This window comes from Spirabiliibacterium mucosae, from assembly GCF_014884965.1.
Lineage (GTDB): Bacteria > Pseudomonadota > Gammaproteobacteria > Enterobacterales > Pasteurellaceae > Spirabiliibacterium > Spirabiliibacterium mucosae.
Genome location: NZ_JABTBO010000005.1, coordinates 75514 through 89115, shown reverse-complemented (window position 1 = coordinate 89115; position 13602 = coordinate 75514). Strand labels below are relative to the sequence as shown.

Genomic DNA, 13602 nt, shown 5'->3' with positions numbered 1-13602 from the left:
ATTGTGCGCTCATCATCAGTGATTAAGTTTTCAACAATGCTTCGAGCTTTTATCGCTGCGAGAGTGCTTCATGTTGACTTCGTCGATAAGTACCAGCATGGCGTACTGCTCCCAGCCGTTTTTATCGTCTTCGAAGTTTTGAAGCTGTTTCTCAAACGCGTACTTCTCGCCCCATAGAGGTCGGCACACATTGCGGTAAAATGCCCCTTTCCCTGTGCCTTGTGTGCCTTGTAGCACCCAGCATGTTTCAGGTTTAATGCGACGTTGGAAGATAAAAGCGAACCAGTTTAGAAAATGGCAGATGGTTTTATCATCGCAGCCGAGCATGTGGTGAATGATTTTGTACAGCGTCGGGCAAGCGTACTGTAACAAGGTCGCATTCTCATAACTGACACCGGGTACCGGAGACTCGTACGTTTCCTTCATGTACTTGCTAGGACGGAAGGTGTTAACGTATGTATATCCGTTGGTTGGGTCTTTCTGAAACACTTGGTTTGTCGTTGGATTAAAACGACGTTGGGCCGGTGGCACAGCTTCGGGTAAAGCAAATCCATAGTTATTGAACCACAGTTCTGCTTTTGTCTTATCGCGTGTGATTTCCTCCGCCACGATGGCGTTTTCTTCTTGAGAGTGGAGCAGTAACAAGTAGTTTGTACCGTCCTCAAGAAATGCGAGAGGTCGTTTTACAACCGTCGGTGATTTAATCGTAGCGTTTTTGAATCGTTCGCAGTGTTCTTCGTATGTCGCTTTATCAGCAGCGGCGAACATGAACGGTTCTTCGCCTTTGAAGTTAAATACAACCGTTGGGTTATCCAAATAAACGTAGTATGCGTTACTGTCGCCGTGCGGGCCGATGTTGTAGTAAGCAAATCGGTCGTTATGGTACGAGTAGTGCATTGATATACGTTTGGGGTTATCGACTACCTCGGTTGGTTGCCCGTTGAACTGCATAGACCTGAGTTTCGGTTTCTCACGTTTCAAGCCTTCTGACTTGTACAGCTCGTCTATGCGCTGTTCTGTTTTTTGGTGCAGCTGTTCCGGGTCGATATTCGCAATCTGGTCCGCGATGTACGCGGTCTCGCGCGATTTTTTAACGTAGATAACACGGTCTGCGTTGTCGGCAAACGGGTTTTCTACACCTTCAAACTTGGGCGGAGCAATGAAGATGCCGCGGCTGTTGTCCGCTAAGCAAGGGTCGACTATCCATTTCAATGACGCCCCGCTAGGGTTTAACTTCAGCTTGGCACTGAATACGCTCAAGTTTAACTCTTGAAGCCACATTTTTAATGACTTCGGTGCGACTGGTGCGTCGAGAAAAAAATGCAGGTGGAGACGAGCGTCGTCTACCAACCCGCAACTGGAGGATGCACAAGCCACGTAGGATACGTTCGACAGCCCAGTGATATTGTTGACGATAGCTTCAGCTACGGTCTTGAGCTTGTCTGCGTTGAACGCCCCTTTGATTATCATGCCTGGAATGTCGAGCGACAATCCGTCGATGTCTAAAACTAAAATTCTTGTGGGTGCAGCAATGTCTGTTAGGCCTTTCCGCGATTCGTTATTCAGTTCTTTTGTCGTTGCGCCTTTGTATAGCCAATGGCCGAGTGCTGCGTGTTTACGGATAGCGTCCGCATACTCTTGCAAGTTATTAACGGACTCCCTGTATGTTGTTAGCTTTTTCGCTAACGGGTACGGGCGCGTTTCGTTCGCTAGGAACGTTTTGCATAGGGGAACGCCAGCCCCGTGAAAGTCCACTTGCATTTGCTCCTCCCGCTATAAAATCTTTTGTTTGCTCAGGTTTTGCTCCCATTCATAGTCGTCTCTGCAATCTTCATCGCAGAACAGGCGTTCTGAATCGAGTTTTTCCTTGCAATAGTGACAAAAACCTGTTGGTTTAAGGTGTGAGTGTTTATGCCGTCGGGCATTAATGAGCGAAACCGCAAGCGCGTGCTGCGTTTGGCGGTCGGCGATGTCTGCTTCGTCTGCCATAGATGTCCTTGGTCGGATATGTAATTCGCCGAGTGGTCAGCTCGGCGTTAGTTATTTATAACTGTAATGGTTATAATATCACAATAGTGCCATAAAATTAAAAGGGTTTAGTGGTTATTTTGAGTATTCGTCAGCGTAACCTCCTTCACAATCGAGCGGCAACCCTTCGCACCAGTCGGGCGTGACGCGCATAAGTTCTTGGATTTTTGCTTGGATGTCGTCAGGAGAGAATCGAGGGTCATTATCTTTAGCTACAATGATGATTTCATCGTGCACCTGCAATACCACCTGTCCGAGCCCGTGTTGTTGTAGCCACTGGTCGACATCGTTCATTGACTGTTTGATAACAAGCCCAGCTAGACACTGAGTGATATTTTCCACCAGTAACCCACCGTAGGTTTTCTTCCAGAATTTACCGTTCCAGTATTCGTATCCGACGTCGACGCCCTCTGCGTGCTCTACCACGTATTGGCGTAGGCCGGGGTAGGATAAGAACAAGCCGTTCGGGATACGGATGCAGTTGTGTAATACGTGTAACGGACCCCATTCGATGTTGCAATTCGGGTCTGTCATCTGGACAATCATCGCCTCAGCGACTTTCCAGCCCTGGGCGATCATCGGATAACGTTCACGATAACCTTGAACACATTTGCGAGCGAACTCGTCTGTACACGGAATAGGGTCTGCACCCATCGGACCTGATTGTAGTGTGCGTTGGAATGTTTTCCAGCCCATACCGTACCCGAGACCGAGAATGCACACCTTACCGACCATGCGTTCCGTTTTGGTTTCTTTGCTGACAGGGTAGTGAAACACTACCTCCGATGAGAAGTTAGAGTAGATGTCGACCCCGTTGCGGAAGTCTTCTACAAGGTCCCACTGTCCCGCACGCCACGCGCCCATACGCGCTTCGATCGCCGAGAGGTCCGATACGTAGCACTTGTAGCCAGGGGGAGTTGAGAGAGCAAGTCGGTGCTTGCTCCCCCGAGGGAGGTTCTGTAAGTTAATCCCATCGCAATTGTGTACGATTAGCCCGTTCGCCCAGAATTGCTGTCTGGGTCCACAGTTTTTTATGTCGTACGTCGGGATTAGTGTCGGATTAGCCATTGTTTTACCTCTTCCGATAGCGTAATAGGATAGTATTTAATCCCCGAGCGGGATGTCACTACATCACCTGCAATCGACTCAATGTCGTCGGGCCGGATAAAGAACGGGCGCTTACCGTTCACCGTACCTAGGTGAATGAAATCTTTGAGTAGGTTGTCGCTGGCGTTGCTGATAACCGCCACGATGTCGAACGGGTCTGGAGCGTCGTCATCGTATACATTTTTACCGTCTAACGTCCACAGCATAGGGGTCTGTCGCTCGTCGAGGATGTGCCCCTTGAGCGGGTAGTTGGTACTGTAAGTTGCTTTTTCTGCGATAAAGGCTCGTGCGCCTGAGCGCAGACGCACGATGGTATTAGTTCTGTACTTCATCTTTCATCCCCTCCGGTACTAGTAGTAGAAAATCGTCGGTTGGTTCGTCTATGACGTAGGTCATGGACTGACACTGAACGGAGTATTCCCCGTCGGAAAAACGGTAAATTGACCCGATTTCATCTGGGTTAAGGGCGATCGGCCGCCCCGCCGGGTTTTTTCCTGCGTAAATTAGCATAGTGGTTTTACTCCCTGTTTAATGAGGTCGTAGATAGCGGACGCGGGTTGAAGAATGATGTGCGCTTCCGCGTCTTGGTAGGTGTACACGCGGTATACCTGACGCGGGGTATCTGGCGTTTCAATCTTGCGGATGTCGTCTGGACGTAGGTAGATTGCTGTATCTCTGTCATCACGGCCGATGAAAACGAGCCCGCTGTTGATTTCTCGCGTCTCTTCGTTCGTGTTTGGGATAATCTCGACGATGTCGAAGTCGGACATTCTTCCATCTCTCCAATACTGGCCGTCTGCCGTATAAACATGGCCGGTTATGTAATCTTCAGTTGCGACTGTGTAAGGATAACCGTCGACGTTAGGTTCGTATCTTAATAGAGTAACCCGATGTTTTGTATCGTCTCTTCGGAAACGGACGTAATCGCCTACTTTAAGTTTCGATAAATCAACCATTGATATAATCTCCAAAGTCTTGCCACTCATTTGTGACAGGGTTTAACACAAGGTGGTCAGGTGTTGCTGATAGCTGGCTTTTTGGGTCGGTTGTGACTTCTTTAATACCAGAAAACTGTAACCCGCCGTGCTGGACGTACTCTTCTCCGTCCCAGACAAGGTCTGTGTTGCGCAATGCGCCCAGTTCAATCTCTAGCTCTCGGCCTGTTTGTGGCTCAAGAACACGGATTTTTGCGTTGGCAGCTAAGCAACCCGACATGCGTCCGGTGATCGCACCGTAATAGCGCAGCGGTACTGGTAAGTAGCCTGTTGCAGCCGAGCAGCGGAGCATAGTTTCCGCGCGAGAAATGCCGATCGTACTCTTTGCAAGCTCCCGTGCGGCGTAGATAACCTGTAATTCAGGGTAATCATTCTGAAATTCGATGTATGGCACGTCTTTTTTCGAGAATGCCCAGGTGATTTGACCCTTAGCGTTCTCTTTGCGTGGCGGTTTGAGCCCAAAAACTTCTTCAAGTAGGCGAGCGTAACGTTGGTTGCTGCTAAGCAGCTTATTATCCAGCGGTAAATCGAACGCCTGGCGTTTCTCTTTTGGAAGTTGAGCCAATGTGCGCTTAATGAACTCCGTCGCTGTATCGAGCGCTTGCTCGCGCTCAGCGGTATCATCTTCGATGGCTTTCTCGAGTAGCGGTCGGTCGATATAGAACATCGGCTCGGCGTACATACGGATTACCATGTGAATCTGGTACATCTCGGAGTCAGGGTATCCGAACTCATCGCGCATTTTGTGGTAACTGGCATAGGTTAAGTCGACATCCTGAATGTTGTAACCTTTCATCACGGCGTGTTGTTCTGGTGTTAGGTCCTTAACGCCGAGGAAATTCACGAGCTCTTTACCCTTGCGCATGGCTGCGTCGTTCGGGAAGAGACGTTTTGTCATGTTGTCAAGCGACGCTGACTCGGTCGGCCAGAAGCCACGGGACATTGACATCGTATCGACGTAAAAATCAGGCTTAATGCCGTAATGCCAGTTAAGCACAGCGGCGTCGAACGCGGTGTTATGCGCGATCATCGCCCAGTTTTTCTGTGCTTTAAGTACCTGAATGGCGAGGTCGAGGTGCTCAGTGTCGAAATATTGTGTCGGCTGGTCGTTAATTTTGATCGCAATCGACTGTAATTTAAACTCTGGGTGATTGATGTATTCAGTCATCGTCATCTTTCGAAGCGAGTAGTCGTTGTCGAAGTAAGTCTCAACGTCCAGCACAACGTGGGTCATTCCTTGGTCGGTCATTTTATGGTCTCCGTGCCCCAGTTTGAGCATTGTCATAAGCCGCTTGAAGCTGGTCGATAATCGGCTTTAACAATGGTTCTCGGTTTTTTTATAGATATTCCCGAAGATGGCGATTAAGCGGTAGGTAAACTCACGAGTGAGGTTCTCTTTTCCGCTTGTAATGTTACTCAGCCGATAGGTGATGTTTTTCTGGTTCACCTTGTCCCGAGTAGCGAACCATCGGCCGAGGGTTACTGGCGCAGCTAAATCGTCGAGCCGTTTTCGGAGTAGTTCGAGGTCGATTTTAACGTAAGCTTGCCGACGAGGTTTTCGTCCGTTAAACATAGTGCACCTCTTCTTGAACACGGCCATCGCGTGTGCGGTAGTGGGTGATAGCGATTGGGAACTCCGCCCCTGTAAGTAAATCTTCTGGTGTGTGCAGCACGTCCTCGTTATAGCCGGTCGCTGTCATTAGGCGTGCCATCTCTTCGTGTGAGCGCTGGGTTGCATACGAGTTGACGTCGCCATCCACGTGGAGATTACGCCAGACAATGCGGTTCGACGGAGATAAACGTAACCCTACTGAAACGTAGTTGTTGCCGTTGCGTGATACGCGTTCTTGAGCAAATTCGATGGTGGCGTTGTATTCGCCCTCTGGAACGAGAACGGTTTGTAAGTTATTGCGGTTAAATGGTTTCATTTTGTATCCTTGGTCGTGGTTGTACATTGGGTTCGTTTATAAAAATCGGTCTGTATGTCAGGCGGGGCCTAGCACCGCCGTGGTCTAAACTGGTGGTATGTGTAGCCTAGTGTCATTTCGGTCTCCGTTTAGCGGTGCGACGGGTTGCCCCGTCTGCACCTGTGGTTGGTGAGGACGGACTTACATCCGTCTGCACCTGTGGGTTTGCCCTTCTCGGTCTCACGGATTTGTTGTCAAGACACGCTCGTGTCTTGCTGTTCTGCCTCCGTGCCAGGCGGAACAAAGTATTCAGAAAGACCCGATGTAATTCCGAGCATGCGCCGGATACGCTCTGGGCTTTCCTTCACTGTCAGTGTGTTAACCGGAACTTTTAGATTTAACACCGCGTTCGACGGGTCAGCCGGGCTGGGTGCTACGTTGGCGATTAGCACGTCGTCTACAATGAGCGTTAATGCCTGCATTAGTCCTCCCAGTAACCGATAATGTCTCGTTTTGATGGGGTGTCCTTGTCTGCATACCAGCCTGCGTCGGGCCAGATGTCGAAATTACTCAAGTCTTGCAGTCTACCGCTGAATGAAAATGTGCGATGCCCAGCGGTCGCACCTATCAGAGTTACTTTCAGCCCTGTACGAGTGCGTAGTGCTTTGCGATTCATCAACGCATCGAACATCTGCTCGGTGGTCAATGCGGGTGGATCGACATAAAAGCCTACGATGTCGAAGTCGTGCTTTTCTTCATCGCTGATTATGTGGCCGTTCGACATCCACGAATGAACGACTTCACGGTCGCCAAAGTCAACGAAACCAGTGAACGGCTTGGCCGCTTGGTTGTCATACGAGGCCAGTTCGACTCGTCGTCCGTCACGAGTAACTAGTCGTTTGTTGTTCATCAAGGCGTCGAAAAATTGTTCTTTGTTCATGGGTTATTCGTCCTCCCAATAACCTACGAGGTCGTTTTCGGTGGTCCAAGTATAAATACACGCAGCGCCAGTTTGCGCGTACCATACACCGTTATCGCACTGGAACGGTATTTCGCCGCGGTCTACTTGTATGATACGCACTTCATTTCCTCCACGCGTTCTTAATGCTCGGTCGTTTTTGAAGGCGTCGAGTAGCATGTCGTAGGTGAACTCAACGGGCTTTTCTTCCCACGGACCGATGATGTCGAGGCCGTGTTCTACGTCTTCCTCTTCGAAGCGTCCGTTATCACACCAAGTACAGCGGTCGTCTCCTACATAACCTAAAAATGGATAGCAGATGGCGTCTTTATCTAGGCATGTAACGCGAGCTTTACGCCCATCTCGGGTTTTTACCGGTTTATCGTTCAAGAATGCATCAAATACGAAGCCGTAGGTTACGCCAGTGGCTGGTGAGGGTTCTTCCCACGCGCCTACGATGTCATCACCGGGGGTGATGTCGCCGCCACCAGAGGAGGTCCACGTGGATGGTAGCTCGCAGTCACCGATATATCCGACCACGGGCCGTGGTGTATCTCGATTTGTGATATGGATAAGCTTAACTTTCTCACCGTTACGTGTTTTGAGCGCGGTGCCGTTGGCTAGTGCATCACGTAAGAATTGTTCATTAATTTCGATCATTTGGTGTACTCCTTATGAATAAGTGTTGCGATACCGTCAGCGGCGGTGTCTGGGTCGGACGTTGTGTACATCAGCGCTGCGCGGATTAGGCCACGTGTGTACGCGAGTTTTTGTTCACTCTTAGCGTGCTCGAGGTTATGTTCAGCCTCGTTAAGCAGCGCGCGGAGATTGTTGTCATCAATATCGTTGTAATCGTCTAGGTGGTCGTTGGTCATCTTTGTGTTGTCTCCATGTTATGTATAAGCGGTTGTAGATGTCGAACCATTCGGGGGTCCGTCGAAGATAACGGTGGATAGTGCCGTCATCTGTTTCGCTCTCTAGGGCAATCCAGTTCTGACTGTACCCCGCTTTCTTCAGGTCAAGAATCATCTGCTGAGGTGAGGGTAGTGTCTCCACAGCACTTCTCCCTTAAGGCGTAAAGCTTTTCGTAAGTCTGATGTCTAAACGTTCGTTTGCCCGAGTAGATGTGGGCTAGATACGCAGCGGTTGTGCCGAGGTGCCTTGCGATCGCCCGTTTAGTCAGTCCGAAAGCTGTTAAGTCATCAATCAGCTGTCGGGTGGTTGGTAATGTCGTCATACAAACGGCTCCAATTTCGGTTCAAAGTAGTTTTTACCTTTGGCAATCTTGCCGTTAGGGTGGAATACGGGCCCACCGTTCTCGAATTTGCTCCAGTTTGAGGCGTTGACCTCGTTCAATGCGCCTTGGATGTCGAGGCCGAGCATATAAGCAACGCCGATTGCGGTGACGATCTGGTCGCACAGACTGTCTAAGAGGGCGGTGCGGTCGATGTCTGTGATGATTTTGTTTGAATACCCTTCGTCTGCATTTTTGAGAAAGTCGGAGACCACAGAGATATTGGTCGGTGTAATACCAATCGCCTCAAACATCTCGTCAACTTCTTCAAAATGGCAACCAATCTGGGTCGTTACGTTGGCCGCCGTCGGGTTCGGTACCGCTTTGCGGAACCAGTCAAGGATTGGTGTGATGTCGGTCATTGCTAGTTTTCCTCCACGTAAAAAACTTTAAGCCACAAGTCATCGAAGTCGATTTCTCCATCATTTGCAGCGTTTTCGAAATCGCTTAGCGTATAAACGTCGAAAAATGAAACGCTTTTGACTTTTTCATCGGCCATCTTGATGAAATCGCGAATAGATGCGGCTTTAGACGGCAGCTGGTCGATATCCTCGCGGTCGAAATCGCTCACCGAAAATAAGGCTACATACGCCATCGCTTGTTTAGCCGGTGCTGACTCTTCCCACATGGCAATAATGTCGTTGAGTGGGTCGCTGTCCTTTGATTTTCCGTCGAACGCCCACTCGATGACGCGCGGATTAGGTTTAGGGGTAAAGCCAGCTGCTCCTGTACCGCGTGTGGCAAACATGACGTAGGCTTTCTCGCCACTCTTTAGTTTTACTGCATTGCCTTTAAGTGCGTTGATTAAATTAAATTGTTTCTCGTTCATTCTATTCATCTCCCCAGCTGACTGTGAATGCGTTGCCTGGCAATACGGTTACGCGGTACCCGCAAGATATGGCGACGTCGGTTAATGGGTCCATTACGTCATCAGCCTCCATATCGTCTAAAATATAATCGACATCTGTGTGGGCGAGGCGACACGCTTCGATAATGAGATTGTTTAAGCGCTCAATGTGGATATTCACGAGGTCTGTTATGCGTTGTGATTGTTTAAGCGCTTCCGATGCGGGCACGAGCGATGCCAGCACGCCCGTGTTGGCCCGTAGGCATACTTGTGGGGCGGTTTGCCCGCCTAGTTCTTTAACGTGTTCTCTTGTCATAGTCTTTGTCTCCATTTCTTTAAATGGTGGTAAGTGCCACCGGTGGTTCGGTATGAATGTGAAATAGTCACCAGGTATCGCCATCAATCCCCCCAGCGTATCTCAATCGCGATGGCGTACTCATCAGTGTCGGATACTGTGTAGCCCGCCTCGCGGAGTATTTCTTTTATCGTGTCAACCCGTTCTTGAGCCATGTGGCTAATCCCGCTGTAATGCACTTTCATAGCGCCTATGTCGCTCGCGTTCTCTATCAGGTCGTTTATTTCGTTTATGTGGTTTCTAACCGACGCTCTACGTGCTTGTTTGAGCGCCTGTTCAGCTGATATGATGTCTGTCATTTATTGTCGCTCCAGCTGATGATTAGGTCTGTGCAACCGTTCTCGTGGGTTTTTACTTCAGCGTTGTAGCCGGCGTTTTTGTACCTCTGGGCCACACGCAGCAGAATTTTTTCTGGCGTATCAGTTGGGTACAATGAGACCTGGTACGGTCCTTGCCCATCCCGTAGCGCCGCGCGAATCCTGTCGTTTAGCATTTGTGTTATCGTTACTACTAACTTGTCCTCCTCTTCACGCCGCTCGGCCTCCAGTTTTTGTTTGAGATCGTGCAACGAAGAGGTCGGTATCGGCCGGTTGTACCACGGCAGCGCGCATTCTTCGGCGTCCGGTTGTTCGTTCGGCTGTTCTCGTTTTTTCCAGAATTTAAAAAACATAATTCGTCTCCAGTTGATAGTTATTTAAGCACTCCAGGGTTCATTGGCTGGTCGGTTGCCAATGCGCGCTCCGCAATATCGGATATTTCTCGTAGCAATGCCCGGGTAATTCGGTCGTTAGCTTCATCGCTCACTGCGTCTATGTCTGCGCAACTTAGGTCTTTTATGAGGTCGAGAGCCTTCCGATGCGGGTTATAGCATGGTTGTAGTTCGTACATAATTGTTATTCGTCTCCAATGTCGATGAATTTTAGGGCGATGCGTGACGGGCTCGGGGCAATACACCCTTTGTTGAACAGGTCCTCGAAGGCATCGATCGGCAGGATACCTAGGTCGACATCTCCATTATCGTGAGCCCATGCGTGGAAAGCCTCTGGGCTTTTAAGTTGGCGTTCGAGGGTGGCTAGCCTCCGTTTGTGCTTATTTGGCACTGTGATGACGTATTTCATTTCGGGTCCTCCCACGATATGTTGAATGTTGTGGCGTCCTCACTGTGCGTTACTGAAACGGTGTAGCCAGCCTTGCGAAAACGGTCGACAATCATTTGAGCTACTGTTTCTGGGACGTAGTCGTCTTCGTCTATATAACGCACGGTCACTTGTTTCTTGTAACTCGCCGCGGCGTCAATTAATTCTCGGTTTATGTCTATCGTAATCATATGTACGTCTGCCAACGCGTCTACATACCGTTCTTCTCGGACTTTCCGGCCGTGTTTCGGTAACGAGGTGATGGGTAACGGGCGGGTGAACGGGATTAGCGTGTGCATGACTCGGTCGAGAAAATTTCGTAACATTTCGTTGTTCTCCGTAATAAGTGCTAAGTGGTGAGTTTGTGTGGACGTTGAGCCGTTCTACCTACTTCCTCACGTGCCCACCGAACGACGATGGCTGATTTTTTGCCCGTGCCACCGTAGTGCGTTGTAACACGGTATCCAGCTTCTTGAAAACGCTCGGCCACACTTTGAATGACATGAGCGTCTTTTATGGTGGTTACGCGTGCGTATTCTCGGTCTGTGTTATCTATCGCATCGCGTATTTTTGTGTTTAAAAGGTCGATGATGTCGCTCGTGTCTTCCATGTCATTGAGCCGCCGTTCTAAATCAACCTTCTGCTTCATCCCGGGTATCGCTTTAGCGGGGATGGGCTTAGTGCATATAAGCGCTCTGTGCAGCGCAGCAATTAGTCTGTGTAACATTTTGTTGTCCTCCTGGGTTAAAGTGGCTCAACGGCTTCACTGTTTCCGCCGTTCATGCGCTGGGGTGCGTGGTACACCCGTGTATGCACCGTGCCGTGTGCGGTTGTTATACTGATGTCGGTGCTGAATAAGCGGTGGTTGTAGCTGTCCAGCCGTACCGAGAGAAGATGCTCGCAGTACGGCACAAAGAATGTGTACACACGGTCTCTTGTTAACGGTGTCTCGAAGTCTTTTATCCGCCGTACCGCGTGGTCGGCAATATGGTATAGGTCGAGGTTAGGCACAGCTGCGTTTGTGACAGCTAAGTGCCGGTGGAATACTGGGATCATAGGTGTTTTGGTCTCCGTTTGGGGTAATGATAACCGCAGGGTGGTTAGTCCTGCGGTCTGTTGGTTGAGGTAATTATAACCATTTTAGTTATAATTACTATATGTTTATTCCTATCAATGGTTATTGACCTATTAAATCCTCCCAATCAACATCATCATTGGTGTCTCGGTAGTCATTGGCGATCATCGCGAGGATTTCGTCCTCGTCACGCACGAAGAAAGGTGTGAGTTCATCGAGTGAGCGGGTTAGGGTTGCTTGTTCGTTCATGGTAAAATCTCCTCTAGTTCTTTGATTCGGGCTTTCATTGTTGCAAGTTCGGTTTTTAACGCGGCGAGTTCATCACGTAACTCTTTTACCATTTCAGACGGTTTGTATCGGTTTCGCCACATATACACAGCGGTCTATGGCTTTTGCTACTCCGTGGTCCCATGCATACTGCGCTATCTCACGTTTTGCTTCTTCCGAGTAATAACCGTTTAGCGGATTTCTGAAACTCATAGCTTTTTCTCCATCAGTTGTTGTATCATTGCCTCGATGTTCTCAAGGCGTTGGTTAATCTGTTTAAGCACAGTGCGTTGTGTGTGCACCGTCGGTGTTTCTGGTGGGGTGTCGCCGTGCATCTCGTAGGCTGCTCGCCAGTTATAGAGCGCTGTTTTGCTTACTCCGAGCTCTTTGGCCGCCTGTACCACGCCCACTTCTTTAGCACGTTCCAATGCTTGGAGCTTTTGTCCTCGGGTGATACCATTCCGGTCCTTGAGCATAAAACGTTTTGAGCTCAGCCAGGGCTGTACTGTTTTTAGTTTTACGCCTAGTTGCTCGGCAATCTCTTTCGCTTTCATTCCGTTTACGTGCATTTTGATGGCTTTTTCTCTGATTTCTGGGTCTATCACCGGGTTGTTCTCTTTACAGTTGTGTTTATTTTTTGAACGGAAAATCTTTACATTGCCAGGTTTCACAAGTTTCACACTAAGTTTGCTGTTAATTATTTTAAAAATAAAAATCCAAAAATTAGTTTTTCGTTACTAAGCGACAAACTTAGTGTGAAACTCGTGAAACTCGTGAAGAGGCCTTGGGGGGGCAAGGGCTGGACGTTTCACACTAAAAAAAGTTAGTGTGAAACCCGTGAAGATTTGTTGGCAATTTTGCTGTAATTTTAACCGTTTTTCCATTGCCCAATATTATAGTAACTATAGTGATTATTTCATTTGTAACTCGCGTCACTTTTTGTCACTTTTTTACACGGGTTGGGGGCAAATTTTCACACTAACTTTTGTAAACCTGGCAAGTTGTCGTTGACAATTCGTTTACTGACATTTCTTCATTTGTCCGTTGTTAAATGCCCCTTGAACAAGGCTGCTCCATACGTTATTGTTGCGCCATGGGACTAATGTATCTTTTCATCATTTGCTACCTGCTCATCGCGTCCATTGTGCTGGGCTCTTTCCTGCTTTGACGAGGTGTTATGCTGTTACTGTTTTCAACCCTTTTCACCGTAGTCTGGTTCATCTTTGACCGTTTTATCGGCTTCGAAATTGTCTTTGATATGTCCGACGGTACCACACGAACCATTGAGCCATTTGGTTGGTGGTTGTTGTTTGTGGCTCTGGTGCTCGCTGTTCTTCATTTGTTGGCCCGTTGACCGTTGAGCACGGGCACCTTATTCCTCCTTGCTTGCCCCGTGTTTATTTTTATTTTATTATTTAGCAGATTTATTATTTCGTTGTGGTGCTTTATGGACTTTTATACCTTTTGGATTGCCGCGGTTGTTTTGATGTTTGTTTTTGGTGCTATTGGTTATTCGCTTGATGAGCAATCGTCCGTTCGCCCTGTGTTTGTGGGTCTCGGGATTGTGTGCCGTTTAGTGGTGTTCGTTTGCTTTCTCGGGTGGGTTCTTAACCTGTTGTTCTAGGCTCGGTGG

At 48.8% G+C, this 13602-nt stretch carries 20 protein-coding genes; 1 reads left to right on the top strand and 19 read right to left on the bottom strand.

Annotation, left to right across the window (positions count from 1 at the left end):
• Nucleotides 1-30: 30 nt before the first annotated feature.
• From HPC37_RS02970 to HPC37_RS11165, 19 genes are all read right to left on the bottom strand, one after another.
• The gene (locus HPC37_RS02970; RefSeq protein WP_235961323.1) at nt 31-1761 is read right to left on the bottom strand and encodes a primase-helicase family protein; all 1731 of its coding nucleotides are present in this window, start codon (nt 1759-1761) and stop codon (nt 31-33) included.
• Between the two features lie 12 nt (nt 1762-1773).
• Entirely contained in the window at nt 1774-1989 is a 216-nt protein-coding gene (locus HPC37_RS02965; protein ID WP_208121743.1) for a DUF2116 family Zn-ribbon domain-containing protein, read from the bottom strand.
• 114 nt (nt 1990-2103) lie between these two features.
• Nucleotides 2104-3096 carry a DNA polymerase gene (locus tag HPC37_RS02960; protein WP_208121742.1) on the bottom strand — a complete coding sequence of 331 codons (993 nt, stop codon included), beginning with the start codon at nt 3094-3096 and terminating at the stop codon, nt 2104-2106.
• A complete protein-coding gene (locus HPC37_RS02955) occupies nt 3078-3467 on the bottom strand; it encodes a hypothetical protein (RefSeq protein ID WP_208121741.1) in 390 nt (129 codons plus the stop codon). Before HPC37_RS02955 ends, HPC37_RS02960 begins: the two co-directional genes overlap by 19 nt.
• Nucleotides 3468-3638: 171 nt before the next feature.
• Nucleotides 3639-3905, bottom strand: coding sequence for a hypothetical protein (locus tag HPC37_RS02950; RefSeq protein ID WP_208121740.1), 267 nt, complete (start codon nt 3903-3905; stop codon nt 3639-3641).
• A 178-nt stretch (nt 3906-4083) separates the two neighbouring features.
• On the bottom strand, nt 4084-5379 hold the full coding sequence (locus HPC37_RS02945) for a DNA-directed DNA polymerase I (RefSeq protein ID WP_208121739.1): 1296 nt from the start codon (nt 5377-5379) through the stop codon (nt 4084-4086).
• Nucleotides 5380-5695: 316 nt separating this feature from the next.
• Nucleotides 5696-6058, bottom strand: coding sequence for a DUF669 domain-containing protein (locus tag HPC37_RS02940; protein WP_208121738.1), 363 nt, complete (start codon nt 6056-6058; stop codon nt 5696-5698).
• 460 nt (nt 6059-6518) lie between these two features.
• On the bottom strand, nt 6519-6977 hold the full coding sequence (locus tag HPC37_RS02935; RefSeq protein ID WP_208121737.1) for a hypothetical protein: 459 nt from the start codon (nt 6975-6977) through the stop codon (nt 6519-6521).
• Nucleotides 6978-6980: 3 nt separating this feature from the next.
• On the bottom strand, nt 6981-7655 hold the full coding sequence (locus HPC37_RS02930) for a hypothetical protein (RefSeq protein WP_208121736.1): 675 nt from the start codon (nt 7653-7655) through the stop codon (nt 6981-6983).
• Nucleotides 7652-7870 carry a hypothetical protein gene (locus tag HPC37_RS02925; protein ID WP_208121735.1) on the bottom strand — a complete coding sequence of 73 codons (219 nt, stop codon included), beginning with the start codon at nt 7868-7870 and terminating at the stop codon, nt 7652-7654. The genes HPC37_RS02930 and HPC37_RS02925 overlap by 4 nt, the downstream gene beginning before the upstream one ends.
• Before the next feature lie 358 nt (nt 7871-8228).
• Nucleotides 8229-8651, bottom strand: a complete 423-nt coding sequence (locus HPC37_RS02920; RefSeq protein ID WP_208121734.1) for a nucleoside triphosphate pyrophosphohydrolase family protein — start codon at nt 8649-8651, stop codon at nt 8229-8231.
• A 2-nt stretch (nt 8652-8653) separates the two neighbouring features.
• Nucleotides 8654-9118, bottom strand: coding sequence for a hypothetical protein (locus HPC37_RS02915; RefSeq protein ID WP_208121733.1), 465 nt, complete (start codon nt 9116-9118; stop codon nt 8654-8656).
• A 1-nt stretch (nt 9119) separates the two neighbouring features.
• Nucleotides 9120-9452: a hypothetical protein gene (locus tag HPC37_RS02910; protein ID WP_208121732.1), complete on the bottom strand. Its 333-nt coding sequence runs from the start codon at nt 9450-9452 to the stop codon at nt 9120-9122.
• 83 nt (nt 9453-9535) lie between these two features.
• On the bottom strand, nt 9536-9790 hold the full coding sequence (locus tag HPC37_RS02905; RefSeq protein WP_208121731.1) for a hypothetical protein: 255 nt from the start codon (nt 9788-9790) through the stop codon (nt 9536-9538).
• Complete coding sequence (locus HPC37_RS02900) at nt 9787-10161, bottom strand: hypothetical protein (protein ID WP_208121730.1); 375 nt, start codon at nt 10159-10161, stop codon at nt 9787-9789. Before HPC37_RS02900 ends, HPC37_RS02905 begins: the two co-directional genes overlap by 4 nt.
• Nucleotides 10162-10384: 223 nt before the next feature.
• Nucleotides 10385-10609, bottom strand: coding sequence for a hypothetical protein (locus HPC37_RS02895; RefSeq protein WP_208121729.1), 225 nt, complete (start codon nt 10607-10609; stop codon nt 10385-10387).
• A gap of 367 nt (nt 10610-10976) precedes the next feature.
• The gene (locus HPC37_RS02890; protein WP_208121728.1) at nt 10977-11276 is read right to left on the bottom strand and encodes a hypothetical protein; all 300 of its coding nucleotides are present in this window, start codon (nt 11274-11276) and stop codon (nt 10977-10979) included.
• A gap of 528 nt (nt 11277-11804) precedes the next feature.
• Complete coding sequence (locus HPC37_RS02885) at nt 11805-11951, bottom strand: hypothetical protein (protein ID WP_208121727.1); 147 nt, start codon at nt 11949-11951, stop codon at nt 11805-11807.
• A 227-nt stretch (nt 11952-12178) separates the two neighbouring features.
• A complete protein-coding gene (locus tag HPC37_RS11165; RefSeq protein WP_208121726.1) occupies nt 12179-12649 on the bottom strand; it encodes a helix-turn-helix domain-containing protein in 471 nt (156 codons plus the stop codon).
• A 497-nt stretch (nt 12650-13146) separates the two neighbouring features.
• On the opposite strand from HPC37_RS11165, the gene HPC37_RS02875 reads away from it, so the two are divergent.
• The gene (locus HPC37_RS02875; protein WP_208121725.1) at nt 13147-13323 is read left to right on the top strand and encodes a hypothetical protein; all 177 of its coding nucleotides are present in this window, start codon (nt 13147-13149) and stop codon (nt 13321-13323) included.
• Nucleotides 13324-13602 lie beyond the last annotated feature (279 nt).

Bases quoted from the DNA above. Each gene is read 5' to 3' on its own strand.
- HPC37_RS02970 (WP_235961323.1), bottom strand. From the start codon at position 1,761: ATGCAAGTGGACTTTCACGGGGCTGGCGTTCCCCTATGCAAAACGTTC.
- HPC37_RS02965 (WP_208121743.1), bottom strand. From the start codon at position 1,989: ATGGCAGACGAAGCAGACATCGCCGACCGCCAAACGCAGCACGCGCTT.
- HPC37_RS02960 (WP_208121742.1), bottom strand. From the start codon at position 3,096: ATGGCTAATCCGACACTAATCCCGACGTACGACATAAAAAACTGTGGA.
- HPC37_RS02955 (WP_208121741.1), bottom strand. From the start codon at position 3,467: ATGAAGTACAGAACTAATACCATCGTGCGTCTGCGCTCAGGCGCACGA.
- HPC37_RS02950 (WP_208121740.1), bottom strand. From the start codon at position 3,905: ATGTCCGACTTCGACATCGTCGAGATTATCCCAAACACGAACGAAGAG.
- HPC37_RS02945 (WP_208121739.1), bottom strand. From the start codon at position 5,379: ATGACCGACCAAGGAATGACCCACGTTGTGCTGGACGTTGAGACTTAC.
- HPC37_RS02940 (WP_208121738.1), bottom strand. From the start codon at position 6,058: ATGAAACCATTTAACCGCAATAACTTACAAACCGTTCTCGTTCCAGAG.
- HPC37_RS02935 (WP_208121737.1), bottom strand. From the start codon at position 6,977: ATGAACAAAGAACAATTTTTCGACGCCTTGATGAACAACAAACGACTA.
- HPC37_RS02930 (WP_208121736.1), bottom strand. From the start codon at position 7,655: ATGATCGAAATTAATGAACAATTCTTACGTGATGCACTAGCCAACGGC.
- HPC37_RS02925 (WP_208121735.1), bottom strand. From the start codon at position 7,870: ATGACCAACGACCACCTAGACGATTACAACGATATTGATGACAACAAT.
- HPC37_RS02920 (WP_208121734.1), bottom strand. From the start codon at position 8,651: ATGACCGACATCACACCAATCCTTGACTGGTTCCGCAAAGCGGTACCG.
- HPC37_RS02915 (WP_208121733.1), bottom strand. From the start codon at position 9,118: ATGAACGAGAAACAATTTAATTTAATCAACGCACTTAAAGGCAATGCA.
- HPC37_RS02910 (WP_208121732.1), bottom strand. From the start codon at position 9,452: ATGACAAGAGAACACGTTAAAGAACTAGGCGGGCAAACCGCCCCACAA.
- HPC37_RS02905 (WP_208121731.1), bottom strand. From the start codon at position 9,790: ATGACAGACATCATATCAGCTGAACAGGCGCTCAAACAAGCACGTAGA.
- HPC37_RS02900 (WP_208121730.1), bottom strand. From the start codon at position 10,161: ATGTTTTTTAAATTCTGGAAAAAACGAGAACAGCCGAACGAACAACCG.
- HPC37_RS02895 (WP_208121729.1), bottom strand. From the start codon at position 10,609: ATGAAATACGTCATCACAGTGCCAAATAAGCACAAACGGAGGCTAGCC.
- HPC37_RS02890 (WP_208121728.1), bottom strand. From the start codon at position 11,276: ATGAAGCAGAAGGTTGATTTAGAACGGCGGCTCAATGACATGGAAGAC.
- HPC37_RS02885 (WP_208121727.1), bottom strand. From the start codon at position 11,951: ATGAACGAACAAGCAACCCTAACCCGCTCACTCGATGAACTCACACCT.
- HPC37_RS02875 (WP_208121725.1), top strand. From the start codon at position 13,147: ATGCTGTTACTGTTTTCAACCCTTTTCACCGTAGTCTGGTTCATCTTT.